The 22,515-nt window shown below is 66.5% G+C and carries 20 protein-coding genes and 1 tRNA gene; 15 read left to right on the top strand and 6 right to left on the bottom strand.

The window, feature by feature from the left end; genetic code table 11:
- Positions 1 to 91: 91 nt before the first annotated feature.
- From AB0H61_RS23610 to AB0H61_RS23600, 3 genes are all read left to right on the top strand, one after another.
- A complete protein-coding gene (locus AB0H61_RS23610; RefSeq protein ID WP_357307954.1) occupies positions 92 to 1,993 on the top strand; it encodes an ABC transporter ATP-binding protein in 1,902 nt (633 codons plus the stop codon).
- Positions 1,994 to 2,012: 19 nt separating this feature from the next.
- The gene (locus AB0H61_RS23605) at positions 2,013 to 3,923 is read left to right on the top strand and encodes an ABC transporter ATP-binding protein (RefSeq protein ID WP_357307952.1); all 1,911 of its coding nucleotides are present in this window, start codon (positions 2,013 to 2,015) and stop codon (positions 3,921 to 3,923) included.
- A gap of 191 nt (positions 3,924 to 4,114) precedes the next feature.
- Positions 4,115 to 4,711: a putative glycolipid-binding domain-containing protein gene (locus AB0H61_RS23600; protein WP_357307950.1), complete on the top strand. Its 597-nt coding sequence runs from the start codon at positions 4,115 to 4,117 to the stop codon at positions 4,709 to 4,711.
- Between the two features lie 9 nt (positions 4,712 to 4,720).
- On the opposite strand, the gene AB0H61_RS23595 is transcribed toward AB0H61_RS23600, so the two are convergent.
- The gene (locus AB0H61_RS23595; protein WP_357307948.1) at positions 4,721 to 5,674 is read right to left on the bottom strand and encodes a prephenate dehydrogenase; all 954 of its coding nucleotides are present in this window, start codon (positions 5,672 to 5,674) and stop codon (positions 4,721 to 4,723) included.
- A gap of 58 nt (positions 5,675 to 5,732) precedes the next feature.
- Here AB0H61_RS23595 and AB0H61_RS23590 point away from each other — a divergent pair, with 58 nt between their 5' ends.
- The 4 genes from AB0H61_RS23590 (at position 5,733) to AB0H61_RS23575 (ending at position 7,485) form a co-directional block, all read left to right on the top strand.
- Positions 5,733 to 6,272 carry a tRNA adenosine deaminase-associated protein gene (locus AB0H61_RS23590; protein ID WP_357307946.1) on the top strand — a complete coding sequence of 180 codons (540 nt, stop codon included), beginning with the start codon at positions 5,733 to 5,735 and terminating at the stop codon, positions 6,270 to 6,272.
- 40 nt (positions 6,273 to 6,312) lie between these two features.
- A complete protein-coding gene (locus AB0H61_RS23585; RefSeq protein WP_357308321.1) occupies positions 6,313 to 6,747 on the top strand; it encodes a nucleoside deaminase in 435 nt (144 codons plus the stop codon).
- Between the two features lie 78 nt (positions 6,748 to 6,825).
- Positions 6,826 to 6,916: transfer RNA gene (locus tag AB0H61_RS23580), tRNA-Ser, on the top strand.
- Between the two features lie 248 nt (positions 6,917 to 7,164).
- Complete coding sequence (locus AB0H61_RS23575) at positions 7,165 to 7,485, top strand: hypothetical protein (protein WP_357307944.1); 321 nt, start codon at positions 7,165 to 7,167, stop codon at positions 7,483 to 7,485.
- Positions 7,486 to 7,607: 122 nt separating this feature from the next.
- Here AB0H61_RS23575 and AB0H61_RS23570 read toward each other — a convergent pair whose 3' ends face one another.
- Both AB0H61_RS23570 and AB0H61_RS23565 read right to left on the bottom strand, forming a co-directional pair.
- Complete coding sequence (locus tag AB0H61_RS23570; protein ID WP_357307942.1) at positions 7,608 to 8,105, bottom strand: hypothetical protein; 498 nt, start codon at positions 8,103 to 8,105, stop codon at positions 7,608 to 7,610.
- 280 nt (positions 8,106 to 8,385) lie between these two features.
- On the bottom strand, positions 8,386 to 8,682 hold the full coding sequence (locus AB0H61_RS23565; RefSeq protein WP_357307940.1) for a DUF6191 domain-containing protein: 297 nt from the start codon (positions 8,680 to 8,682) through the stop codon (positions 8,386 to 8,388).
- A gap of 131 nt (positions 8,683 to 8,813) precedes the next feature.
- Here AB0H61_RS23565 and AB0H61_RS23560 point away from each other — a divergent pair, with 131 nt between their 5' ends.
- Both AB0H61_RS23560 and AB0H61_RS23555 read left to right on the top strand, forming a co-directional pair.
- Positions 8,814 to 9,029: a hypothetical protein gene (locus tag AB0H61_RS23560; protein ID WP_357308318.1), complete on the top strand. Its 216-nt coding sequence runs from the start codon at positions 8,814 to 8,816 to the stop codon at positions 9,027 to 9,029.
- Between the two features lie 166 nt (positions 9,030 to 9,195).
- Positions 9,196 to 9,411, top strand: a complete 216-nt coding sequence (locus tag AB0H61_RS23555) for a hypothetical protein (protein ID WP_357307938.1) — start codon at positions 9,196 to 9,198, stop codon at positions 9,409 to 9,411.
- Between the two features lie 3 nt (positions 9,412 to 9,414).
- On the opposite strand, the gene AB0H61_RS23550 is transcribed toward AB0H61_RS23555, so the two are convergent.
- On the bottom strand, positions 9,415 to 10,323 hold the full coding sequence (locus tag AB0H61_RS23550; protein WP_357307936.1) for an EamA family transporter: 909 nt from the start codon (positions 10,321 to 10,323) through the stop codon (positions 9,415 to 9,417).
- 521 nt (positions 10,324 to 10,844) lie between these two features.
- On the opposite strand from AB0H61_RS23550, the gene AB0H61_RS23545 reads away from it, so the two are divergent.
- A complete protein-coding gene (locus AB0H61_RS23545) occupies positions 10,845 to 11,045 on the top strand; it encodes a hypothetical protein (protein ID WP_357307934.1) in 201 nt (66 codons plus the stop codon).
- Positions 11,046 to 11,122: 77 nt separating this feature from the next.
- On the opposite strand, the gene AB0H61_RS23540 is transcribed toward AB0H61_RS23545, so the two are convergent.
- Both AB0H61_RS23540 and AB0H61_RS23535 read right to left on the bottom strand, forming a co-directional pair.
- Positions 11,123 to 13,414 carry an MMPL family transporter gene (locus tag AB0H61_RS23540; RefSeq protein WP_357307933.1) on the bottom strand — a complete coding sequence of 764 codons (2,292 nt, stop codon included), beginning with the start codon at positions 13,412 to 13,414 and terminating at the stop codon, positions 11,123 to 11,125.
- A 217-nt stretch (positions 13,415 to 13,631) separates the two neighbouring features.
- Positions 13,632 to 15,926 (bottom strand): MMPL family transporter, encoded by a 2,295-nt coding sequence (locus AB0H61_RS23535; RefSeq protein WP_357307931.1) that lies wholly within the window; start codon positions 15,924 to 15,926, stop codon positions 13,632 to 13,634.
- Between the two features lie 253 nt (positions 15,927 to 16,179).
- Between AB0H61_RS23535 and AB0H61_RS23530 the strand changes: the two genes are divergently transcribed.
- The 5 genes from AB0H61_RS23530 to tgt all read left to right on the top strand — a co-directional run bounded on the left by AB0H61_RS23530 (position 16,180) and on the right by tgt (position 22,387).
- Entirely contained in the window at positions 16,180 to 16,722 is a 543-nt protein-coding gene (locus AB0H61_RS23530) for a helix-turn-helix domain-containing protein (protein WP_357307929.1), read from the top strand.
- 75 nt (positions 16,723 to 16,797) lie between these two features.
- Entirely contained in the window at positions 16,798 to 17,265 is a 468-nt protein-coding gene (locus tag AB0H61_RS23525; protein WP_357307927.1) for an Rrf2 family transcriptional regulator, read from the top strand.
- Positions 17,266 to 17,375: 110 nt separating this feature from the next.
- On the top strand, positions 17,376 to 19,109 hold the full coding sequence (locus AB0H61_RS23520; RefSeq protein WP_357307925.1) for an ABC transporter ATP-binding protein: 1,734 nt from the start codon (positions 17,376 to 17,378) through the stop codon (positions 19,107 to 19,109).
- Positions 19,106 to 21,025 (top strand): ABC transporter ATP-binding protein, encoded by a 1,920-nt coding sequence (locus AB0H61_RS23515; protein ID WP_357307923.1) that lies wholly within the window; start codon positions 19,106 to 19,108, stop codon positions 21,023 to 21,025. The genes AB0H61_RS23520 and AB0H61_RS23515 overlap by 4 nt, the downstream gene beginning before the upstream one ends.
- Positions 21,026 to 21,151: 126 nt before the next feature.
- A complete protein-coding gene (gene tgt, locus AB0H61_RS23510) occupies positions 21,152 to 22,387 on the top strand; it encodes a tRNA guanosine(34) transglycosylase Tgt (protein WP_357307921.1) in 1,236 nt (411 codons plus the stop codon).
- Positions 22,388 to 22,515: the final 128 nt, after the last annotated feature.

Raw genomic sequence — 22,515 nt, 5'->3', positions numbered from 1 at the left:
GGTGCCACTCTGGAATGTCGGACCTCGGTGCGAACATCACCGGGCGTCGCATCTGGCGGACACCGCAAACCACCAACCGGCAGGGGGAGCTTTGTCACTCGCATTGGAGTCGCCGACGACCGAGTCGGAGGCCGATAGACCCGAGCGGCCCGTCGCCTCCGCGCCGGGCCGCTTGCACTCGCTGCGGCGCTTCTGGCCGTATCTGCGGCCACATCGGGCCGCGCTACTCGGGGCGACCGCCCTCGCGGTACTCGCCACCCTCACCGCGATCGTGATTCCACTGGTGATCGCGCGAATCATCGATGGACCGATCGCGCACCGCGATTTCGCGGGCCTGCTCGGGCCCGTCGCGCTGGTGCTGTTGCTCGGCCTGCTGGAGGCGGCGGGCGTCTGGGGCAGGCGCTGGCTGGTCTCCGGGCCCGCGACCGAATTCGAAATCACCATGCGCGCCAAGATCTACCGCAAGCTACAGGCCTTGGCGATCGGCAGACACGACGCGTGGGAGTCGGGTCAGCTGCTCTCGCGCGCGGTCGACGACCTGGCCACGATGCGCCGGTTCGTCGCCTTCGCCGGGCCGTTCCTGGTCATCCACTTCATCGTGATCCCGGTGGGCCTGTTGACGCTGCTCGCGCTGAGCTGGCAGGTCGGCCTGATCTTCGCGCTGATCTCGATCCCGCTCAGCTACATCTGCACCAGATTCGTGCGGCGCTACGAGGTGGCCTCGCGACGGTCCCAGGATCAATCGGGTGACCTGGCCACCACCGCGGAGGAGTCGGCGCAGGGTGTGCGGGTGCTCAAGGCATTCGGCCGCGGCGCGTTCTTCGGCGCCCGATTCACCGCGCAATCGCGGGAATTGCAGCAGACCGAGCTGCTGAAGGTCCGGCTGGACGCGACGCTGTGGTCGGCGATGACGAGCCTGCCGCAGCTGGCCATCGCCTTCGCGCTCGGCTACGGCGGATACGCCGTGGCGGCAGGCAGTATGACGCTGGGCACCCTGGTCGCGGGCATCACGTTGGCGACCTTCCTGCAGTGGCCGATCATCTGGACCGGCTTCCTGCTCGCCGAGCTGAACGACGCCCGCACCGCCGCGGACCGGTACTGGGAGATCATCGATACCCCTGTCGATATCACCGATCCGGCCGATCCGGTGCGGTTGCCGGAGCGGATCGCGGGCGAATTGCGTCTGACCGGTGTGCGTTTCGCCTTCCCACGCGGTGCGGACGAGAAGTCCGGTGACAATCGCGTGGAGGTCGATGTGCTCCAGGACGTCTCGCTGCGGGTGCGCCCGGGTGAGACGGTGGCGCTGGTCGGTGCGACCGGCAGCGGAAAGTCCGCGTTGCTCAATCTGATTCCACGGCTCTACGACGTCTCCGGCGGTGTCGTCACCATCGACGGCATCGACATCGCGAGCATGCGGATCGCCGACCTGCGGTCATTGGTGACGGTCGCGTTCGAGGAGCCGGTGCTGTTCTCGGCCAGCGTGCGGGAGAACGTCGCGCTCGGCGACCCGGAGGCCACCGACGCCGATGTGCGCCGCGCCCTCGATGTCGCCCAGGCCACCGAATTCGTCGACAACCTGCCGTGGGGCCTGGACACCAGGATCGGCGAGCAGGGGCTGAGCCTGTCCGGCGGCCAGCGTCAGCGGCTCGCCCTGGCTCGCGCGGTGCTGAGCCGGGCGAGCGCCGGGAACCGCTCCAGAATCATGGTCCTCGACGACCCGCTCTCGGCGCTCGATGTGGAGACCGAGGAACGGGTGCAGGAACGGCTGCGCACCGTACTCGTGGGTGCGACGACACTGCTTGTCGCGCATCGGCCTTCCACGGCGGCGCTGGCCGACCGGGTGGCGCTGCTCGCCGACGGCCGCATCGCCGTCGAGGGCACCCACGAGCAGCTGCTCCGCACCAGCGCCCACTATCGGGAGCTGATGGGCGGGTCGGCGTCGCCCGAGTCCGAAGACACGCCCGACCGGGCGCTGTCCACCAGTGACCACTGACTCGATCGGAGGTGAGATGGTGAGTGGATCCGAAGGTGCCGTGAAAGACCCGACACCGCAGCAGGATTCGCCGGAACACGACGAATCCGCTGATTGGCGCGGCATCGCCAGCGAGGACAGGGAAGTCACCGAGGCCGGAAATCTGGTGCTGGCCGGGCGGTCCCGTCGCCTGCTGATGAGTCTGGTTCGGCCGTACCGCAAGCTGGCGGTGCTGGCCCTGGTGCTGATCGTGGTGGACAACGCCGCGATGGTATCGGCGCCGCTGTTCATCGCGCACGGCCTCGACACCGGAATCGCGAAGGGCGCCGAGGGTAATTGGGCGCCGCTGACCTGGACCGTGGCCGGTTACCTCGGCTCCGTCGGGGTCGGCGTGGTCACCACATTCTGCTTCCTGCGGGTCTCCGGCAGCCTCAGCCAGAGTGTGCTGTTCGATCTGCGGGTGCGCTCTTTCGCGCATATGCAGCGCCTCAGCGTGTCCTTCCACGAGAAGTACACCTCGGGCAAGGTGGTTGCCCGGTTGACCGGTGACATCGAAACCCTGCAGGAATTGCTGGAGGGCGCGCTGAATCAGGCGCTGAGCGCGATCCTTTCGGTGCTGACCATCGCCGTGCTGCTGATCTACCTCGATCCGACCCTGGCCGCCATCGTGCTGATCGGCTTCGTCCCGCTGGCGCTGGTCACCCGCTGGGCTCAGCGCAGGCAGCGGGCGGGCTACCGGCGCACCAGGGGCGCCATCGCGAAGGTCGTCGTGCAGTTCGTCGAGTCGATGGGCGGCATGCGCGCGGTGCAAGCCTTCCGGCGTGAGCAGCGCAATGAGTCGGTGCTGGCCATCGAGGACGCGGAGTACCGCAAGGCGACGACCACCGCGATGCGCGGCATGGGCGATTACGCCGGATTGACCCGTCTGCTCGGCAATCTGACCACGGTGATCGTCATCGTGGTCGGCGCCTGGCAGGTGATCGAGGGCAACCTCGCGGTCGGCGTGCTCGCGGCATACCTGCTCTACCTCAACGAGTTCTACGGCCCGCTGGACGAACTCGCGCAGGTCTTCAACTCCTACCAGTCCGCGGCCGCGGCGCTGGAGAAGATCTCCGGCGTGCTGGAGGAAGAGCCATCGGTCGCCGAGCCCACCGACCCGATTGCGCTCGCGAAGGCGGCCGGCGCGGTGCGAATGGATCGGGTCTGGTTCGGCTACGACACCGGGGCGAAGCGACCGGACGGCGCCGCGGCGCCGACCTCGGCGCGCCCCGTGCTACCGGAGTTCACGCTGGAGATTCCGGCCGGGCAGGTGATCGCGCTGGTGGGCGCGACGGGCGCGGGCAAGTCGACGCTGGCCAAGCTGCTGACCCGGTTCTACGACCCGTCCGGCGGCACGGTGACCCTGGACGGCATCGACCTGCGCATGCTCACCGACACCGACCTGCGTCGCCATGTCGTCATGGTCACCCAGGAGTCGTACCTGTTCTCCGGTTCGGTCGCCGACAACATCCGCCTCGGCAGGCCCGACGCCACCGACGAGGAGGTGCACGCGGCGGCCAGAGCGGTCGGGCTGTACGACTTCGTCGCCGCGCTACCCGACGGCTTCGGCACCGATGTCCGCAAACGCGGCGGACGGCTCTCGGCGGGCCAGCGGCAGCTGGTCGCGTTCGCCAGAGTGTTCCTGGCGGATCCCGCGGTGATCGTGCTGGACGAGGCCACCTCGAGCCTGGACATCCCGGGCGAGCGCCTGGTGCAGCGAGCGCTGGAAACGGTCCTCCGTCATCGCACCGCCGTGATCATCGCCCACCGCCTCTCCACAGTCTCCATCGCCGACCGAGTACTGGTCCTGGAACAGGGCCGAATCATCGAAGACGGCGCCCCCGCCGCACTGATCGCAGGCACCGGCCGCTTCGCGGGCCTACACGCCGCCTGGCGCGACTCCCTGGTCTGATGTCCGGTGTCTATCCGATCAGGGTGGTCCTCCCACAGACCTTCTGTACGCCCTACAGAGCGTGCACCCTCTGTAGGGCGTACGGACCCTCTGTGAAGATCACGCCGCCAGCGTCGATGCGGCGGTGGTGTGATGCGGGCACGGGGCCGGTGTGGTGCGTTCGTGGGGGGTTTGTCGCTTACGGTAGATAGGTGACCAATGCAGCCTCTGGCTCCGAGAGCGCATCCCGGTGGCCGGCGATTCTTACGTGGCGGTCCCATAACGCCACGCGGATGGAGTCGGTGCGTGTGACGCTGAACGGCAACCGTATCCGTGCCGCCGGTCGCATGATCGGTGGCGCATGTGCGGATCATCCCGCGTTCAGCGCGTCCTATGACCTGGTCACCGACGAGAACGGGGTCACTAAACGGCTGTCGGTGCGCGCCACCACCTCGGCGGGGGAGCGGCATGCCTCGATCGCGCGGGATGAAGAGAACTACTGGCTGGTGGACGCGGGCGGCAACCATGTGCGTTCCACCTTCGCGGGGGCCCTCGACGTCGACGTGGTGCTCAGCCCGTTCTTCAATACGCTGCCCATCCGCCGCTACGGTCTGCAGCATGCCGTCGACGAGATCCAGGTTCCCGTCGTCTACGTCCGGCTACCCGACCTGCTGGTTCAGGAAGCCAGCCTCACCTATAGCGCCGCCAGTGACGGCATCAGCGTGCTGTCCCCGGTCTCCAGCGCCACGGTGACCGTGGATGCGGACGGCTTCCTGCTCGACTACCCCGGCCTGGCCGAACGCATCTGATCCGCGGGCTCAGCTCCGCAGCTCGGTCAGGACACCGCCGCGCAGACCCGCGTCGCGCAGCTGTTCGAGCCAATTGTGGTCGCCGGGCCGGATATCCCTGATCTCCCAGCGCTGCGCGGTGTCGTAGTCCTGTCTGCCGTCGTGCCCGGCGGTGACGAGATCGGCGAGCGAGCCCTCCGCTCGCAGACTGTCCCGGGCCGCGCCGAGCACCGTGAGCGTTTCCTCCAGCACGGCGAGCAGCGCCTCGGCATTCGGTTCGCAGATGGCGCGCACCAGATCGGGCGCGGTCGCCGCGACCCGGGTACCGTCCCGGAACGAACCAGCCGCCAGCCCCAGCGCCAGCGGACCACCGGCGGCACCGGCCACCGCGAGCGCCTCGGCCAGCACGTGCGGCAGGTGCGAGATCCGGGCGACGGCCCGATCGTGCTCCGCCGCGACCACCGGCACCACCACCGATCCGCAGTCCAGCGCCAGCCGCACCACCCGGGTCCACGGTTCCACGTGGGTGCCCTCGTCCACTCCGACCGCCCACACCGCACCACGGAAGAGTTCGGAATCGGTCGCCGCCCAGCCGGATTCGGAGGTACCGGTCATCGGATGGCCCCCGACGAAGCGCGCCGACAGACCGTGTTCGCGAACCGCCGCGGCGACCGGCGCCTTCACGCTCACCACATCGGTCAGCGCGCATTCGGGGGCGAAGGTGGCGATATCGGCCAGGATGTGGTCGACCGCGGGCATCGGCACCGCGATGACGATCAGCGCATCGGCCGCGGCGGCCCGGGTCAGCGTGGCGGGTAGGTCCGCGCCGACGTCGAATCCGTCCTGGCGTGCCGCCTGCGCGCCGGCCGCGGACCGGTTGTATCCAAACACTTCGTAGCCCGCGGCCGCGGCGGCGCGCAGCAGGGAACCGCCGATCAAGCCCGCCCCGAGGACACAGACGGATGCTTTCTGGTCACGAGTCATCGGAACAGATTGGCATACGACTTCAACATTTCGGGTCGAGCAGACTACCGTTGCGCCCATGGCAGCACAGCGCTCGGGCACGAACAGGGCGGCGTCGGAAGATTACGACGACGTGGAAGGGTTCGCAGTGGCGGTTGTCCGCGAAGAAGGCAAGTGGCGGTGCAGTCCGTTGAGCCAGGCGGCACTCACCAACTTGTCCGCGGCGGAGGACGAACTGAAGGCATTGCGCAGCTCCGGCGCGGTGTTCGGGCTCTTGGACATCGATGACGAATTCTTCATCGTGCTCCGGCCGGCACCGAGCGGCACCAGGATGCTGGTTTCGGATGCGACGGCCGCGATCGACTACGACATCGCCGCCGATGTACTCGAGGCGCTGAATGTGGAAATCCCCGATATCGATCCGGACGAACTGGACGACATCGAGCCCTGGGAAGAGGGCGATCTCGGCGTGCTCGCCGACCTGGGCATGCCCGAACCGGTGCTGAGCGTCATCCTCGCCGAGACCGATCTGTACCCGGACGAGCAGCTCGGCATGATCGCTCAGCGGCTGGGTTTCTCCAACGAATTGTCGGCGGTGTTGGACAAGCTGCCGCGGTGACGTGAATCTGCCGCAGAACCCGATCATCTCGGACACCGAGATGGTGCGGGCCGCGATCGAGGCGGCCGCCGCCGCAGATCCGCGTGATGTTCCGGTCGGCGCGGTCGTCTTCGACGCGACCGGCCGTGAGCTGGCTCGCGCGGCGAACGCCAGGGAGGCTCTCGGCGACCCGACCGCCCACGCCGAGGTGCTCGCGCTGCGCCGCGCCGCCCAGGTGCACGGTGACGGGTGGCGTCTGGAGGGAACCACCTTGGCCGTCACGCTCGAGCCGTGCACCATGTGCGCCGGCGCGTTGGTGCTGGCCCGCGTCGGCCGGGTGGTGTTCGGGGCGTGGGAGCCGAAGACCGGTGCCGTCGGCTCACTGTGGGACGTCGTTCGCGATCGCCGCCTCAACCATCGCCCCGATGTCCGCGGCGGCATCCTCGAGCAGGAATGCGCCGCACTCCTCGACACGTTCTTCCGCACGCAGCGCTGATCGCCGCCGTATCCCGCACATCAGCCGCCCTCTCCAGGCGATTTAGCGATCCAGCCCCGTTCCGGTATGGTTGTCGGCGGTGGCGTGTCCGAGCGGCCTAAGGAGCACGCCTCGAAAGCGTGTGAGGGGTAACCCCCCTCCGAGGGTTCAAATCCCTCCGCCACCGCCACAGCCCCTGACTTGCAGCAGCAGGTCAGGGGCTTTTTCTCTGTTTCCGCGACGTCCGACTCCGCCGGTTTGGGCACGAATTTGCCGACAGCCGGATGAGTCATGACCAGGGGTGGGGGTCGCCATCGCTGGCCCGGCCGGACCACGCCTCGGGGTTACTGTTGCAGCGCAACATTTCGGACACCAATCAGGCGGTTACCTTGGCTGGCGTCGGGCGATCGCCGTACGAACCAAGCAGAGGAGTTCGGTATGAAGCGATTCGAAGTGGTTGTCACCGGCCTATCGGCCGTCATCGTCATCGTTGCCGTTGCCGTTGCCGTTGCCGTTGCCGTTGCCGTTGCCGCGTCCGCGGCCGCCGCGCCGGGCACGCTCACAGTGAACGGTACGGACTGGATCGACCCGTCGGGCTGCGTGAACGTCGCCCCCGAGGCAATGGATCTGGAGGTCCACAACGACACGTCCGGACTGGTCACCGTTTACAGCGGCAGCGACTGCCTGGGCGAGCCCACAGGCTCGATCAACCCGGGTTCAATGAATACCGCTTATGGCGCGTCGGTGTTTGCACCGTAAGGACGCCATCACCAGACCCGCCATCAATACCGCGTAGCAGTGATGGGCGTGCCTGCCGGGCTTCGTTCAGGGGCTCGGCAGGCAGCGGGGCGAGAAAACGAGAAGTGTTTATCCCGGAGGGATCAGGGCAGGACCTGCGGAATGACATCCGGGGCGATCGCGCCGACGATCAGGCCGAGCAGGGCACCCTGGAAAGCGGGGCCGAGGATGCAGAGCGGGATGAGGGGAATGCCGACAATGGTGGCGCCGCAGACAACAGCCCCGAACACGGCCCCCACAACGGCACCCGCTGCCGCGCCATTGGCCATCGGATCATGGTTGGCCGCATTCGGATTGGTGGCGATATCCTGCGCACCCGCGGCCGCCACCGGCTGCATGACCTCCGGAGTGGCGGACTGTGCGCCATCCGAGGCGGCGGGCTGCGCGACGACCGGAACGACCTGCTGAACCGCGACCGGAGCTTGCGCAGCCGCGACCATCTGTACCACGGGGGCCGACTGCGGGGCCGCGTCCGGGACGTCGGCAGATGCTGTTCCCGCGCCCACGAAGGTCACCGCGACCGCGAGCGGCAATGCCCCGATGAGAGCCTTACGACCGAATTTGCCGATAGTCCGACGCATGATTTCCCTTATTCTCCCGACCCCAATGCACGCTGCAATCCGTTGGCGTGCAGAACGTTTCGCGTTGCGTATTGCAACGATCAAGTTCTATCCGATCATGATCGCCGAATCAAGTCCAGGTGCCGCTATGCACGGGCCGCCCAATTGTGTTCGACGACAACGTGATCGGTTACATCACGGGGATTTCGGCGTGCAGTTTTCAGCTCTCGTGGCCGCGCGCTCCACCGGGCTGTGTGCGGAGGGGGTTGTTGGTAGTTCCGGGTATACGGGACGGCGCTGACTATTGGGGGTTCGCCCGGCCCGGGTTCGGGCGTAGGACGGCGGTGCGGCGGTTCAGGTCGACGCCGATGGTGGGTGGGGCGGCGCGGTGTTGTTCATCGCGGAGCATGGAGATGGAGTCGCGGTGGTCGAGTTCCATGCGCTTGGTGCCGTAGAACAGGGCGGTGAATTCGTCGGTGAAGGTGCCCGAGACCGGGTTTCGGCGTTTACGGCGCTTTCTGGTGAGCGCCTCGAAGACCGCCACTGTGAGCAGTAGCAGAACCCAGCCGGGGATCATCCAGGCAAGCAGCCCTGTCATGCACGGAGCAACGTCGAGACGTGCGCGGGAGTTCCCGTGTGAAATGTCCGTATCCGGGTATGCGCCAGGTAAGGAGAGCGCGGCTGGGTGTGACGCTCGAGGCGTCGCCGGACGAGCCGCGCGAGAGGAAGATGCGCGAGAGATATCCGAGAATCGGTAGTGTTCTGGTCCTGGTCTGGCTGGTCATCGGGGTGATCGCCGCGGCGCAGCGGGGTTATTTCGACAGCGGACCGGTGAATTGTGCCGGGTGGGGCACGATCGCGGTGACCGTCATCGCGGGGCCGTTGAACTATCTGGGTGTGAACCCGAAGATCGCGGATTGCGATGTGCCGCAGCCGAGTCCGTAGTGGGCTGGAGCCGGGCCGGGTGCTCGTGCGCCCGGCCCGGCTCGACGACGACCTTGTTCCCGGCGCGCATTCGTCCCGAACCCTTCGGCGAGTCGTGCCGTGGCGCGGATAATTCGGCGCACCTGGGAAATGCGCCTGATGGCGTCTGTGGGACGGAGGCCGGACGATGCGCGGCGTCAATATCAGTCTGGGTGGTGCGATCGTCATCGCGTGGTTCGTGATCGGCCTGATCGCCTCGGGTCAGCGCCACCATTTCGACAGCGGGCCGATCAATTGCGCGAGTTCGGGCACCATCGCTCTGACGGTTCTGGCGGGCCCGCTGAACTATATGGGGGTCAATCCCCGCGTAGCGGATTGCAATGTGCCACAACCCAGCCCGTAGTCGCTAGGCATCGGTGAGCGCGGGACTCGTATCCCGTACCGCCCCCGCTGTCGCGAGCGTCACCAGGCCGATGCCGATCCATTGGTTCAGGCCGAGTCCCTCACCGAGCAGCAGTAGGCCCACGCCCGCCGCGACGGCGGGTTCGAGGCTCATGAGCACGCCGAATACCGACGGCTTCATCCGGCGCAGCGCCGCCATTTCGATACCGTGCGGCACCAGTGAGGACAGTACGGCGATGGCCGCCGCGCCGATCAGCACCCGGATATCCAATACGACGGCGAGGGGCTGGCTGAATACCAAGGGCAGCACCAGGATCGAGCCGAAGGCCATTGCCAGCGCCAATCCGCCTTGCCCTTCGGTGCGACGGCCGACCGCAGCGCTGAACGCGATGTAGCTACCCCAGCACACCCCCGCGCCCAGCGCGAAGAGCACGCCGGTCCAGGACACCGGTCCGCGCGAATCCACCAGTAGCAGTACGCCTATGCCCGCCAGCACCGCGCACAGCGCATCGCGCCACCGCCGCGATCCGGCGAGCGCGATGGCGAGCGGACCGAGGAATTCGATGGTCACCGCCATGCCGAGCGGGATTCGTTCGATCGCCGCGTAGAAGCTGAGATTCATTGCGGTGATGGAGATCCCGAGTCCGGCGATGGCGGGCAGGGCGCGCCGGTCGACCCGGAAGGTGGGCCGCCAGATCAGCAGTGCGATGGCGCCCGCGAGCGCGATACGGACGCAGGCAACGGTTCCGGCGCCCGCGATCTCGAATAGATGTTTGGCGATCGTCGCGCCGAGTTGGATGCTCACCATGGCGCCGAGTACCAGCGCCGGTGCGGGCAGACTGCCGACCGACCGGCTGGTGGGTGGCGGCGAGGTGACGATGGCCGGTGCGTCCTTGACCGGACTGATGACCACGAGATCTCCGTTTCGAGGCAGGCTCACGCAACCGCGCCGACGTGACCGGGCGATCGGGAGCGGATATGTGCGTGGGGGAGAGGAATGAGGTGCGTCGACGCGGCGGACCGTTCGCACGCCCGCGACCTGTGCGGGGCCGCGCGAACGCGGCGTTCACGCAGGTTGCGCGATCGGGTTGCGACAGAGTGGCGACAGATTTGCGGCTGCGATGAGGGGCTGGTCCCGCGCCGGTCGATTTATGCCGTTGTCGGCGGAGTGAGTGGGATTCGAGGCTTTATGCGCTGCGCGCGGCCATGTTTCACGGAAAAGAGTGTAGGTGTCCTAAGCAACGAATAGTGAGCCGTTCGGTTGCCGAAATTCGTTAAAAATGTTGCCGAATGTGACGTGAGTTGTGGTGTGGGGCACAAGAAACTCGGTACGACACCACTCGCGGGGGTACTCGACTCCTACGCCTGTGCGGAAGGATGCGATGACAAATGCGCGAGCGTGTAACTCACCGGAGACCGGCTCACGAGGCCGGCATGCGATTCGGGACCTTTCTGCTCCTGGTCTGGCTGGCCATCGGATTGATCGCCGCGGGCCAGCGGCGAAGCTTCGCCAACGGTCCGATCGACTGCGCCGGATTCGCCACGATTGCCGTGACGGCTCTGGCCGGTCCGCTCAATTACATGGGACTGAACCCCAAGATCTCGGACTGCACATTGCCGGAGCCGAGCGAGTAGCCCCGGCGGGTAGCGGCGCCGGGTATCCGACGAAACGAGCCCCGCGCCGTCGCGCGGGGGTCGATCCGTATCCCGCCTCAGCCGACGGGCGCGGACTCCGTGACCGTCGACGCCGCGCGCAGCTCGTGCAACTTCGCGCCCTCCACGTCGATATCGGGCACGATCCTGTCCAGCCATTTCGGCATCCACCAGGCCGCCTCCCCCATGAGCGCCAGCAGCGACGGAATCAGCACCATTCGGACGATGAACGCGTCCAGCAGCACACCCACCGCCAGTGCGAAACCCATCTGTTTCGCGGTGGCATCGGATTCGAGGATGAACGACCCGAAGACCGAGATCATGATGATCGCGGCCGAGGCGACCACCCGCGCCCCGTGGTGGTAACCGGAAATCATCGCCTCTTTGGGCGGCTTGCCGTGCACATATTCCTCGCGCATGCGGGTCACGAGGAAGACTTGATAGTCCATGGCGAGGCCGAAGACCAGGCCGATGAGCATGATCGGCAGGAAGCTGACCAGCGGGTGCGGATCGGCGATGAGGCCGAGCTTGCCTTCCTGGAAGATCAGTACGGTCGCGCCGAAGGTGGCTGCCATGGAGAGCAGGAAGCCGAGCGCGGCGGTGAGCGGGACCAGGATCGAGCGGAACACCAGGATCAGCAGGACGAATGCGGCGCCCGCGACGATCGCCAGGTACGGCACGATCTTGCTGAGCAGCACATGGTCGATATCGGCGTAGATGGCCGTGGTCCCGGTGATGCCGTAGCTGATCCCGTATTCGGATTGCAACCTGGCCTCGGCGGCCCTGGCGTCGCGCACCAGATCCTTGGTGTCCTGGCTGTTCGGTCCCGCCTCGGGGACGCCGTCGAGCAGGGCGCCCTGACCGTCGGCGCTCATCATCGGTTCGGTCACGTACTCCATGCCGGAATAGGACGCGAGGGTGTCGCGCAGCGCCGCCAACGCCCGCGGTCGTTTCTCCGCGGGCACCGCGCTGAGGTCGACCGCGACCTGGAGTACGCCGTTGCTGCCCTCCCCGAAGCCGTCGGTGCGCAGCTCGTAGGCCTTTCGCACGGTGGAGGACTTGGGCATGCTGTCCTCACCGGGCAGTCCGAGATCGAGGCCGACCGCGGGTGCGGCGAGCACGCCGAGCACCGCGATGCTGAGTACCAGCGTGACCGCGGGCACCTTGCCGATGAACCGCGCGAAGCGCATGCCGTTGGTGACCGCGGTGTCGTCCTCGGGATCGTGCTGGGCGATGACGGGCAGCTTCGGCTTGAACAGGAAGCGGCCGAACGCGCCGAGCAGCGCCGGCATCAGGGTGATCGCGGTGAGCACCGCGAATGCCGCCGCCACCGCGCCGCCCAGACCCATGAAGGTGAGGAACCTGACCCCGACGATCGCGAGTCCGACCAGCGCGATGATCACGGTCAGCCCGGCGAAGACCACCGCGGAACCCGCCGTGCCGAGCGCGGTTCCCGCCGCCTCTTCCGGCGAATCCCGGACGGCGAGTTCGTGTTTGTAGCGCGAGACGATGAACAGCGCGTAGTCGATGGACAGCGCGATGCCGATCATCGAGGCCAGGAATGTGGTGAAGCTGGGGATGGACAGGAACGCGGTGCCGAGGAAGATCAGCGAGGTGGCCGCGCTCAATCCGACGATGGCGGTGATGATCGGTACGAACGCCGCCACGATCGCGCCGAATGCCACGATCATCACCACCAGTGCGACCGCCATGCCGATCATTTCGGCCTTGCCGCTCGGGGCCTGCTGTTCCATCGCGATGGTGCCGCTCATCTCGACCGTCAGCCCGGCACTGCGGGCCGCATCGGCCACGTCGTAGGCGGCTGTGCGGTCGTCGGCGGTGATATCCCCGAAATTCGCGATGGTGAACGGCACGCTGAAGACCGCGACGGTCGCCGGCTCGGACTTGTTGAGCACATTCAGCGGTGCACCGCTGCACTTGCTGGGGTCGGGGTCGGGGACCAGACAGCCCATCCGCTCGGTGGCGGCGATCGGGTCGGTGATCGGCTCGGCGTGATCGACGATCCCGAGCCGGTCGAGCTCGCCGATCAGCTTCTGGATCGCCGCGTGGTTCGGCGGATCGGTGAGTTTCTGCCCCCGCGGCGCGCCGATGACGTAGGTGCCGGTGACGGCGTCGAATCGGAACGCCGCCGACATGCCGGGGAAGTGTTTGTCGAGGATTTCCGTGGCGCGTTCGGAGGGCAGGTTCGGCATGCTGAAGTCGTCGGTCATCGGTTCCTTCAGCTGGGCGCCGAGGGCTCCGAGGATCAGGAACAGCAGTAGCCAGACGGGCAGCACGATCCACTTGCGGCGGAAGGCGAACCTTCCCCACCGGTACAGATACACGGACACGGGGTTCTCCTCGCGGTGATCGGGTCGAGCCGGTGCGGGACCACTGCGTGGACCCGCTGTCGCGAACTTCCCCACCGACCGAGAGCGCCGGTGGATTACCGAGCTGAGAGTCGAACAACTTCCGAGTCTGCTGCGCGCTGGGCACAAGAGCAAGAAAACGCACTCGGCCCCGCACCTGGTTTCAGGTGCGGGGCCGAGATCGCGGAGAGCGGGTCGATCAGCTGACGCTGACCGGCTCCTTGGTGATGTTCACCGACTTCTGCTGCAGCTCACGCAGCTTCGCGCCTTCCACGTCGATATCCGGCAGGATCTTGTCCAGCCAGGCCGGGATCCACCAGGACCACTTGCCCATGATCACCAGCAGCGACGGGATCAGGATCATCCGGACGATGAACGCGTCCAGCAGCACGCCCGCCGCCAGCGCGAAGCCGAACGACTTGGCCGTGACGTCGGACTCCAGGATGAAGGACGCGAATACCGAGATCATGATGATCGCGGCCGAGGTGACCACGCGGGCGCCGTGGTGGTAACCCGCCACCATCGCGTCCTTCGGTGACTTGCCGTGCACATATTCCTCGCGCATGCGGGTCACCAGGAACACCTGGTAGTCCATGGCCAGACCGAACACCAGACCGATCAGCATGATCGGCAGGAAGCTGACCAGCGGATGCGGATCGTCGATCAGGCCGAGCTTGCCTTCCTGGAAGATCAGCACGGTCGCGCCGAAGGTGGCTGCCATGGAGAGCAGGAAGCCGAGCGCGGCGGTGAGCGGCACCAGGATCGAGCGGAACACCAGGATCAGCAGGACGAATGCGGCGCCCGCGACGATCGCCAGGTACGGCACGATCTTGCTGAGCAGCACATGGTCCACGTCGGCGAAGATCGCCGTGGTGCCGGTGATGCCGTATTCGACGCCGTACTGGGCCTTCAGGTCGGCCTCGGCCTCGCGGGCGTCGGCCACCAGATCCTTGGTGGCCTGGTTGTTCGGGCCCGACTTCGGCACGCCGTCGAGCAGCACACCCAGCTTGTCCTCGCTGTACTGCGGCTCGGTCACGTAATCCATGCCCGAGTACGAGGCGAGCTTGTCGCGCAGCGCCTTCACCGCTTCCTCACGCTTGGCTTCCGGCACGTTGGTCAGGTCGGCCGCGACGTTCAGCACGCCGTTGCTGCCCTCACCGAAGCCCTCGGTGCGAAGCTCGTAGGCCTTCCGCACGGTGGAGGTCTTCGGCATGCTGTCGTCTCCGGGCAGGCCCAGGTTCAGGCCGGCGGCCGGAGCCGCGAGCGCACCGAGCACCGCGACGCTGAGCACCAGCGCCGCCCAGGGGGCCTTGCCGAGGAGACGTCCGAAGCGCATGCCGTTGGTGACGGACCGGTCGTCTTCCGGATCGTGCTGGGCGACGATCGGCAGCTTCGGCTTGAAGAGGAAGCGGCCGAACGCGCCGAGTAGCGCCGGCATCAGCGTGATCGCGGTCAGCACCGCGAAACCGGCGGCGATCGCGCCGCCCAGACCCATGAACGTCATGAACTGGACGCCGACGATGCTGAGTCCGCCGAGGGCGATGATGACCGTCAGGCCGGCGAAGACGACCGCGGAACCGGCGGTGCCGAGCGCGATGCCCGCCGCCTCCTCGGGCGAATCTTGGACGGCGAGTTCGTGTTTGTAGCGCGAGACGATGAACAGCGCGTAGTCGATGGACAGCGCGATGCCGATCATCGAGGCCAGGAATGTCGTGAAGCTGGGCACCTCCATGAAGGACGTGCCGAGCATGATCAGCGAGGTGGCGGAGCCGAGGCCGACGATCGCGGTGACGATCGGCACGAAGGCGGCCACGATCGCGCCGAAGGCCACGATCATCACGATGAGGGCGACGCCCATACCGATCAGCTCGGCGGTACCGCTGGGCTGCTCCTGCTTCGTGGCGATCGAGCCACTCATCTCGACGGTGAGCCCGGCATTGCGCGCATCGTCGGCCACGTCGTAGGCGGCCGCGCGCTCCTTGTCGGTGACATCGGTGAAGTTCTTGATGGTGAACGGCACGCTCATGAACGCGACCGACCCGGGGTCGGTCTTGCTGAGCACATTCAGCGGTGCGCCGCTGCACTGGGACGGATCGGGGTTGGCGAGGCAGCCCATCTCGTCGGTCGCCTCGACCGGGTTCATCACCGGCTTGTTGTGATCGACGATGTCGAGCTGGCCGAGTTTGGCGATGAACGCTTCGAGCGCCGCACGGTTCGCCGGATCGGTCAGCTTCTGCCCTTCCGGGGCGCCGATGACGTAGGTGCCGGTGACGGCGTCGAATTTGAAGGCGTCGGACGCGCCGGGGAAGTGCTTGTCGAGGATGTCGTTGGCTCGGGCGGATGGCAGCTCCGGCATGCTGAAGTCGTTCGTCATCGGCTTGCTGAGCTGGGAGCCGAGGCCGCCGAGGAGAACGAACAAAACAAGCCAGACCGGAAGCACTATCCATTTACGGCGGAAAGCGAACTTTCCCCATCTATACAGATAAACGGACACGAGGGTACTCCTAGCGATGACTGGGGCGTGCTGGTTCGTGGCGTGTAGACAGCACTCGCGGGGTGCCCTGCTTTGTCCCCGCCTCCACTGACGCTTTCTGCCTACCGTGCGGTAGGTAGACTACCTATGAACTAAGTGGAGGCACAACCTCAATTTTGGTGGGAACGTTAGCTCAGCGCAGTAGTGATGAGAGGATCATCCAATGGCCGTTCGAGACGCGACCGATAGTGTTGTCGCAGGTAGCGGGACTAAAGTGGCGATTCGTGACGCCGCTGTAAAGCTCTTCGGGAGCAAGGGATTCGAGCAGACCAGCCTGCGCGAGGTCGCGGATGCGGTAGGAATCACAAAGGCTTCGCTGTACTATCACTACCCCTCTAAACTCGATCTGCTGCTCGCGATCATCGACCCGATCATCGATCACATGCGGTCGGTGGTCGATGACATCGACGCGGTGCCGCACGACGCCGAGGGCATCCGGGCCGTGCTGCGCGCCTATCTGCGCGGCATGATCCGGCATCGCGACGCGGGCGCGCTGTGTATCCGCGACACCGTCGCCATCCTCAACGCGATGGCCGACCGGTACCCGGATCTGAAGGATTCGAATCAGACGCTGCGCGTCTGGCTGGCCGGTCCGGGCGCGAGTCCCGAGGCGGAGCTGCGCGCCTGTGCCGCGATGGAGGTGATCGGGGTGGCGTTGACGTCCAAGGAGTTCGTCCCCGCCGCGGACGACGCGCTGGTGGAATCAACCCTGCTGGACGCGGCCACCTGCGTGCTGACCGCCTGCGGTACACGTTAGCGACTGCGTGCCGGTCGCGCGGGCGGGCCAGCGTAGATTCGAGCTGATCCCCGCCCCGGCGTCCAGGAGTTCCACGTGCACATCACCGCGAAGGTCGACTACGCGGTGCGGACCTTGCTCGAAATCGCCCGCGCGGCGCAGACCGGCGGCACCGCGGCGCTCAAGGCGGACGCCATCGCGTCCGCGCAGCGGATTCCGCCCAAGGTGCTGGAGACGGTACTCGGTGAGCTGCGCCGCGCCGACCTGGTGACCAGTCGGCGCGGACCGGACGGCGGCTACTGGCTGGCCCGGCCCGCGGCACAGATCTCGGTGGCCGACGTCATCCGGGCCATCGAGAGCCCGCTGGCGTCGGTGCGCGGGCAGCGACCCGAGGATGTCACCTACGGGGGCGCCGCCGAGTCGCTGCAACGGGTGTGGATCGCGCTGCGGGTGAATATCCGCGCGGTGCTGGAGAACGTCTCGATCGAGGAGATCGCGCTCGGCAGGCTGCCGGAATTCGTCGACGCGTTGACTGAGGACGTGGGCGCCTGGGCGCGTCGGTAAATCGGACATCGGTGCCGGTCCGCAGGTTTTACGGCGTCCGGCCGGTCGTTATCGCAGGTCAAGAATCCTCGGGGCGCACCTAACTAATTGCCGGTAGCCTGCCTGTCATCATGTTGATCAGACTGCTTCGTACATATCTGTACCCCTACCGCTCGCAGCTTGCCGGGGTCGTTGTGCTTCAGCTGATCTCGGTCATCGCGATGCTGTACCTGCCGAGTCTGAACGCCGACCTCATCGATGACGGCGTCACCAAGGGCGATATCGGCTTCATCTGGACCACCGGCCTGTGGATGCTGGCCGTGACCGGGGTGCAGATCGTGGCGTCGGCCTTCTCGGTCTACCTGGGCTCGCAGGCCGCGATGGGCGCGGGCCGGGACCTGCGAGGCGCGCTGCTGCACAGGGTGGGCACCTTTTCCGCACGCGAGGTCGGGCTGTTCGGCGCGCCCTCGCTGATCACCCGCAATACCAACGATATTCAGCAGGTACAACTGCTGATCGTGATGTCGGCGACCATCCTGGTGATGGCGCCGATCATGTGTGTCGGCGGCATCATCATGGCGCTGCGCGAGGATCTCGGACTGTCCTGGTTGCTGCTGATCGCGGTGCCCGCGCTCGGTCTGTCGATGGGCTTCATCGTGGCCAGGATGGTGCCCGGTTTCCGCGATATGCAGGCCCGCATCGACGAGGTGAATCGGGTGCTGCGCGAGCAGATCACCGGTATTCGGGTGGTGCGGGCATTCGTCAGGGAACGGCAGGAGACCTGGCGTTTCGGGGTGGCGAACACCGAACTCACCGAGACCTCGCTGCGGGTCGGACGCCTGATGGCGCTGATGTTCCCCACGGTCATGTTGATCAGCAATGTGACCGCGGTCGCGGTGATCTGGTTCGGCGGCCACCTCATCGACGACGGCACGATGCAGATCGGCTCGCTCACCGCGATGCTCTCCTACATCATGCAGATCCTGATGGCCGTGATGATGGCCTCGTTCCTGGCCATGATGGCGCCGCGCGCCGCGGTCTCGGCGGACCGGGTCGGCGCGGTGCTCGACACCGAATCCTCGGTGCTGCCGCCGCGGCTGCCGCAGCCGTTCCAGGGCGATCCCGGCGCGATCGACGTGTCCTTCGCCGAATTCAGCTTCCCGGGTGCGGAGAAGCCGGTTCTGAAGGCCATAAAATTCGAGGTGAAGCCGGGTACGACCACGGCGATCGTCGGATCCACCGGTGCGGGTAAAACCACCCTGATCAATCTGATTCCGCGGCTCATCGATGTCACCGACGGCGCGGTCTACGTCGGCGGCACCGATGTACGCCACATCGAGTTGGAAACCCTGCGCGAGCAAATCGGCCTGGTGCCGCAGAAGGCGTACCTGTTCTCCGGCACGGTGGCCAGCAACCTGCGCTATGGCAAACCGGACGCCACCGACGAAGAGCTGTGGCATGCGCTGGAAATCGCGCAGGCCGCCGATTTCGTGCGTGAGATGCCGCAGGGACTCGATACCCCGGTGGCCCAGGGCGGCACCACCGTCTCCGGCGGTCAACGGCAGCGGCTGGCCATCGCGCGGGCGTTGGTGCGGCGGCCGCGCATCTATATCTTCGACGATTCCTTCTCCGCGCTGGACGTGGCCACCGATGCCCGTCTGCGCGAGGCGCTGCGGCCGGAGATCAAGAATGTCTCGGTGATCATTGTGGCGCAACGCATCTCGACCATTCGCGATGCCGATCAGATCGTGGTGCTCGAGGACGGTGCGATGGCTGGCATCGGCACACACGAGCAGTTGATGCGGGACTGCGCCGAGTACCGGGAGATCGTCGAGTCGCAGCTCAGCGCGGAGGAGGTCCGATGAGACCCGGTGCGGTCAATCCCGGTGCGCCGGATGCCAAGGCCAAATCCTTCGGACCGTCGCTGAAGCGGCTGCTGCGCAGGCTCGCGCCGGAGAAGCTCTACGTCGGGGTGATCGTCGCGCTGGTGATCGTCTCGGTGGTGCTGAACACCCTCGGGCCCTACATCCTCGGCAAGGCGACCAATCTGGTCTTCGACGGCGTGGTCGGCAAACAGCTCACCCAGTTCGCCGGAATGAGCAAGGAACAGGTCGTCGAATCGCTGCGGGCGCAGGGCAACGGCACCGTGGCCGACATGCTCGGCGCCATGGATGTCGTGCCGGGCGTCGGCGTGGATTTCACCGCGGTCGGCCGGGTGCTGATGCTGGTGTCGGCGCTCTACCTCGGCGCGGCGCTGTTCGGCTGGTTGCAGGGCTTCCTGCTCAATATCGTCATCAACCGGACGGTGAAGCGACTGCGCGGCGAGGTCGAGGAGAAGATCCATCGACTTCCGTTGCGCTACTTCGATTCCGCGCCGCGCGGTGACGTGCTGAGCCGAGTCACCAATGACGTCGACAATGTCTCGCAGAGCTTGCAGCAGACCATGAGCCAGCTGCTCACCTCGGTCTTCTCGGTGCTCGGCATCCTGATCATGATGTTCTGGATCTCGCCGTTGCTCGCGGTGATCGCACTGCTCACGGTGCCCGCGGCGGTCGTGGTCACGGCGCAGATCGCGAAGCGGTCCAAGCCGCATTTCGTGAATCAGTGGAAGTACACCGGCATGGTGAACGCCCAGGTCGAGGAGGCCTACACCGGGCACGAGGTGGTCACCGCATTCGGCCGCAACCGGGAGGTCGGCGAAGAGTTCGACAAGCGCAACCAGGAGCTCTACGACGCCAGCTTCAAGGCTCAGTTCATCTCCGGCCTGATCATGCCCGCCATCATGTTCCTCGGGAATGTGAACTTCGTGCTGGTGGCATTGGTCGGCGGTCTGCGGGTGGCGACAGGGCACATTTCGCTCGGCGAGGTGCAGGCCTTCATCCAGTACTCCCGGCAGTTCAGCCAGCCGCTGACGCAGATCGGCGCGATGGCCAATCTGCTGCAGTCCGGCGTCGCTTCCGCGGAGCGGATCTTCGAGATCCTCGATGCCGAGGAACAGAGCCCGGACCCGATGATGGACACCACGCGTCCGGTCGATCGCGGCCGCGTCGAATTCGAGGCGGTGTCTTTCCGCTACGAGCCGGAGAAGCCGGTGATCGAGCGGCTGTCGCTGGTGGCCGAGCCCGGTCACGTGGTGGCCATCGTCGGTCCGACCGGCGCGGGCAAGACCACGCTGGTGAACCTGGTGATGCGGTTCTACGAACTGGACGCGGGCACCATCACCGTCGATGGGGTCGACATCACCGAGATCACCCGCGACCACCTGCGCTCCAGGATCGGCATGGTGTTGCAGGACACCTGGCTGTTCAAGGGCACCATCCGGGAGAACATCGCCTACGGCAATCCGACCGCGAGCGAAGACGATATTCTCGCCGCCGCCCGCGCCGCATATGTCGACCGGTTCGTGCACGCGCTGCCGGACGGCTATGACACCGTCATCGACGAAGAGGGTTCCGGGGTCAGCGCGGGTGAGAAGCAGCTCATCACCATCGCCCGCGCCTTCCTGGCCAAGCCGTCCATCCTCATCCTGGACGAGGCAACCAGCTCGGTCGACACCCGCACCGAACTGCTGGTGCAGCACGCGACCGCCGCGCTGCGCCGCGACCGCACCAGTTTCGTCATCGCGCACCGGCTCTCGACCATCCGCGATGCCGACCTCATCGTCGTCATGGAGGCGGGCCGCATCGTCGAACACGGCACCCACGAGCGCCTACTGGACGAGCGCGGCCCCTACTACCGCCTCTACAACTCCCAGTTCGCCGCTGCCGCCGCCGAAGCCTGACGATCGTCCAGGGAGATCACAGAGGCATTACACGCTCCACAGCGCTTGTACTCTCTGTGCCGCGTGCACAGGGTCTGTGGGCATCGCGGGTTCGGCGGTGGTGGGGCGGCCTGGGAGGATGGCGGGGTGTCAGTTCCCGAAGCGTTCTCTTTTACCGTTGGTAGCCGGCTGGACGGGCGGCACGGTCGGTCCGGTGTGATCGGCACGCCGCACGGGCAGATCGCGACGCCCGCGTTCATTCCGGTGGGAACCAAGGCAACCGTGAAAGCGGTGCTACCGGAGACCATGAAGGAGCTCGGGGCGCAGGCGCTGCTGGCCAACGCCTATCACCTGTACCTCCAGCCGGGCGCCGATATCGTGGACGCGGCGGGTGGACTCGGCAAGTTCATGAACTGGCCGGGACCCACCTTCACCGACAGCGGCGGCTTCCAGGTGATGTCGCTCGGCGTCGGATTCAAGAAGGTGCTCGCGATGGAGGCCGTCGACATCCGCAGCGACGACGTCATCGCCAAGGGCAAGGAACGGCTGGCGACCGTCGACGACGACGGTGTCACCTTCCGCTCACACCTGGACGGTTCGAAGCATCGCTTCACCCCCGAGGTGTCGATGGGCATCCAGCATCAGCTCGGCGCCGACATCATGTTCGCCTTCGACGAGCTCACCACACTGCTCAATACCCGTGCGTACCAGGAGAAATCCCTGCAACGCACCCATGAGTGGGCGCAGCGCTGCATCGACGAGCACGAGCGCCTGACCGCCACCCGCACCCACCGCCCCTACCAGGCGCTGTTCGCGGTGATCCAGGGTGCGCAGTACGAGGATCTGCGACGCAAGGCCTGCCGCGAGCTGGAAGCGATTCGCGGCAGCGCCGGAACGGCATTCGACGGGTACGGCATCGGCGGCGCACTGGAGAAGCACAATCTGGGCGCCATCGTCGGCTGGTGCTGCGATGAACTGCCGGAGGACAAGCCGCGTCACATGCTCGGCATCAGCGAGCCGGAGGACGTCTTCGTCGCGGTGGAGAACGGCGCCGACACCTTCGACTGCGTGAACCCGTCCCGGGTGGCACGCAACGCCGCGATCTATGTCGCCGAAGGCCGATTCAATATCAACACCAGTCGCTTCCGTCGTGATTTCACCCCGATCGATGACACCTGCGACTGCTACACCTGTGCCAACTACACCCGCGCCTATATCCACCACCTGTTCAAGGCGAAGGAGATGCTGGCCGCCACGCTCTGCACAATCCACAACGAGCGCTTCACGATTCGGCTGGTCGACCGCATCCGCGACAGCATCGAGGGCGGCTACTTCGACGACCTCAAGGCCGAAACCCTCGGCCGCTGGAAGGGCAGAGTTTAATTTGCAGCGCCTGCGGCGCTGCGTGTTCGCGCTGTGTTGTTGGCCGCGCGGGCGCGGCGGGTTCGCGGCCCTGGATGTCTCGCTGCCGAGCGGCCGAGACTTGCGACTGCGTCGCGTGCGCTTCGGCC

Source organism: Nocardia sp. NPDC050710 (genome assembly GCF_040654375.1).
Classification (GTDB): Bacteria; Actinomycetota; Actinomycetes; order Mycobacteriales; family Mycobacteriaceae; genus Nocardia.
The sequence above is the reverse complement of the archived record's forward strand: the minus strand, read 5'-3'. Positions and strand labels throughout refer to the sequence as shown.

Excerpts from the sequence above, each read along its gene's own strand:
- AB0H61_RS23595 (WP_357307948.1), bottom strand. The coding sequence starts at position 5,674 with ATGACTCGTGACCAGAAAGCATCCGTCTGTGTCCTCGGGGCGGGCTTG.
- AB0H61_RS23590 (WP_357307946.1), top strand. The coding sequence starts at position 5,733 with ATGGCAGCACAGCGCTCGGGCACGAACAGGGCGGCGTCGGAAGATTAC.
- AB0H61_RS23585 (WP_357308321.1), top strand. The coding sequence starts at position 6,313 with ATGGTGCGGGCCGCGATCGAGGCGGCCGCCGCCGCAGATCCGCGTGAT.
- AB0H61_RS23575 (WP_357307944.1), top strand. The coding sequence starts at position 7,165 with ATGAAGCGATTCGAAGTGGTTGTCACCGGCCTATCGGCCGTCATCGTC.
- AB0H61_RS23570 (WP_357307942.1), bottom strand. The coding sequence starts at position 8,105 with ATGCGTCGGACTATCGGCAAATTCGGTCGTAAGGCTCTCATCGGGGCA.
- AB0H61_RS23565 (WP_357307940.1), bottom strand. The coding sequence starts at position 8,682 with ATGACAGGGCTGCTTGCCTGGATGATCCCCGGCTGGGTTCTGCTACTG.
- AB0H61_RS23560 (WP_357308318.1), top strand. The coding sequence starts at position 8,814 with ATGCGCGAGAGATATCCGAGAATCGGTAGTGTTCTGGTCCTGGTCTGG.
- AB0H61_RS23555 (WP_357307938.1), top strand. The coding sequence starts at position 9,196 with ATGCGCGGCGTCAATATCAGTCTGGGTGGTGCGATCGTCATCGCGTGG.
- AB0H61_RS23545 (WP_357307934.1), top strand. The coding sequence starts at position 10,845 with ATGCGATTCGGGACCTTTCTGCTCCTGGTCTGGCTGGCCATCGGATTG.
- AB0H61_RS23520 (WP_357307925.1), top strand. The coding sequence starts at position 17,376 with ATGTTGATCAGACTGCTTCGTACATATCTGTACCCCTACCGCTCGCAG.
- AB0H61_RS23515 (WP_357307923.1), top strand. The coding sequence starts at position 19,106 with ATGAGACCCGGTGCGGTCAATCCCGGTGCGCCGGATGCCAAGGCCAAA.